This window comes from Suttonella ornithocola, from assembly GCF_001889065.1.
GTDB lineage: Bacteria > Pseudomonadota > Gammaproteobacteria > Cardiobacteriales > Cardiobacteriaceae > Suttonella_A > Suttonella_A ornithocola.
Genome location: NZ_LWHB01000315.1, coordinates 1 through 1900, shown reverse-complemented (window position 1 = coordinate 1900; position 1900 = coordinate 1). Strand labels below are relative to the sequence as shown.

Annotated in this window: 4 protein-coding genes; 3 read left to right on the top strand and 1 reads right to left on the bottom strand. The window is 36.8% G+C overall.

Annotated features, from left to right (window positions below; genetic code table 11):
* Positions 1–136: 136 nt before the first annotated feature.
* Together A5N85_RS18050 and A5N85_RS14040 are read left to right on the top strand one after the other, a co-directional pair.
* Positions 137–274 (top strand): helix-turn-helix domain-containing protein, encoded by a 138-nt coding sequence (locus A5N85_RS18050; protein ID WP_072577393.1) that lies wholly within the window; start codon positions 137–139, stop codon positions 272–274.
* Positions 243–485, top strand: coding sequence for an IS630 transposase-related protein (locus A5N85_RS14040; RefSeq protein WP_084601826.1), 243 nt, complete (start codon positions 243–245; stop codon positions 483–485). The genes A5N85_RS18050 and A5N85_RS14040 overlap by 32 nt, the downstream gene beginning before the upstream one ends.
* A 90-nt stretch (positions 486–575) precedes the next feature.
* On the opposite strand, the gene A5N85_RS14870 is transcribed toward A5N85_RS14040, so the two are convergent.
* Positions 576–1390, bottom strand: a protein-coding gene (locus tag A5N85_RS14870; RefSeq protein ID WP_143143347.1) for an IS630 family transposase whose coding sequence is annotated in 2 segments (ribosomal slippage) — positions 576–1075 and positions 1075–1390 — 816 coding nt in all. Because the reading frame shifts where the segments join, the coding sequence is not laid out codon by codon here.
* On the opposite strand from A5N85_RS14870, the gene A5N85_RS14025 reads away from it, so the two are divergent.
* A complete protein-coding gene (locus A5N85_RS14025) occupies positions 1380–1874 on the top strand; it encodes a transposase (RefSeq protein WP_211268262.1) in 495 nt (164 codons plus the stop codon). The genes A5N85_RS14870 and A5N85_RS14025 overlap by 11 nt on opposite strands.
* Positions 1875–1900: the final 26 nt, after the last annotated feature.

The window sequence follows — 1900 nt, the reverse complement described above, 5'->3', positions numbered from 1 at the left end:
AGATGTGGGTTGTTGATGGGAGTCATATTATTGTGGGCAACGAAGTATAGTAAAATCACTTATAATCCAATCTATCCAAAGCAGATATAAAGAACAACTTGTAGTAGAATTATCAAAAATAAACTGAGCATATCCTATGACCTACTGCAGCCAATTCCGACAGAAAATTCTTAACGATATTGCTAATGGAGAAACTTGGCACGCTGTTGCAAAGCGCTACAAGATCAGCAAATTCACCGTCTATAGCTGGATTAAAAATCCCCATCTTTACTGAGCGTAAGCCCTCAAAGATTGATGATGAAGCCTTGCTTAAGGATATTGAGCAGTATCCCGATGATTACCAATGGGAAAGCGCTAGACGTTTTAATTGCTCGCAATCAGCGATTTGTTATGCTCTAAAGCGACTAAAGATAACGCATAAAAAAAGATTAACCAACATCCAAAAGCCGACACAGAGAAAAGAGAGCACTTTCAAGAACAAATAGTGGATAAGACCGCTCAAGACAAACCGATAGTCTATCTTGATGAATGTGGTTTTATAGTCAATTAAATCCAGAATAGGACAAAAGAGCATCCTAAAAGACATCAAAATTAGATAAAACTTTACGTAAATACTTTTTAAGATTGCCCCACTGCTTTTCGATTAGATTTAACTCTGGCGAATAAGGTGATAAAGGCAAAACAACATGACCAAATTTTTCGGCTAACGCTTTTAGAACCTTCATGCGATGAAATCGAGCATTATCTATAATAATCAATGATTTAACACTCAATGATGGTAATAAGTGTTCTTCAAACCATTTTTCAAAAAAGGCACTTGTCATGGTATTTTCGTAAGTCATTGGGGCAATGAGTTTATTGCCAATTTGACCTGCAACAACGGATATCCGTTTATATTTTTTGCCACTAATGGTGCTTTTAACAGTTTTCTCTTTGGATGACCTTGCAAAGGGTCGATGTAAGTAGGTATCTATACCCGTTTCATCAATATAAACCCTTTGATGGTCATTGAAGGTTGCAAGCTTGGTTAGATCGTTTTCTACTTTGATTGGGTCTTGTTCTTTGTAGGTCGTGGTCTTTTTTTAAGTGTCATACCGATTGATTTTAGTGCATAAAATATGCCTTGTGGTGTACAGGCAAAGTGTTCTGCTATTTCAAATAAATAGGCATCATTGTGTTGTTCTACATAGGTTTTAAGTTGTTCACGGTCTATTTTTCTTGGTTTTGTGCCTTGAGATTGGGCGCTAAGTTCACCTGTATCTCTTTGGAGTTTTTTCCAGCTGTATAGTGCTGAGCATGATATGCCATAGGCTTGTATTACTTGGTCAATGTCTTTGCATTTGTCCCAGTACGCCATTGCTTTTTGTCGGATTTCAATTGTGTATGCCATTTTGTTAGTTTCCGCTATTTTTAGTCTTGTTTCTATTTTAAATTACTATAAAGCCTTTGCTCATAGACCTTATGGCTACAGCACAAAAGGACAAGTTTGTCATGGAAGTGATAACTGGCATTTAAAGAACCAGAGCAATGCGATTGGAGCCATTATCAATGGAGAATTGTTTGCCTTACGCTTATATAATGGTTCTATTAACAGCGATATTTTCTCTCATTGGGTGAGAGAAGCACTGTTACCTGAGTTACCTAAAAACAGTGTAATTGTCATGGACAATGCCGCTTTTCATAAACGCTGTGATATTCAAGCAATCATTGAAGAGCATGGGCATGAGATAGTTTGGTTACCCCCTTATAGTCCAGACTTAAATCCCATTGAAAAGATGTGGGCTTGGATTAAGCAAATACGCAAAGAATGGCGGATGGATTGTATTGATACTTTATTCTTTTATCTGCTTTGGATTGGGTTGGGTTTTAGATGATTGCACTATATTTYCWRAATTTTTAT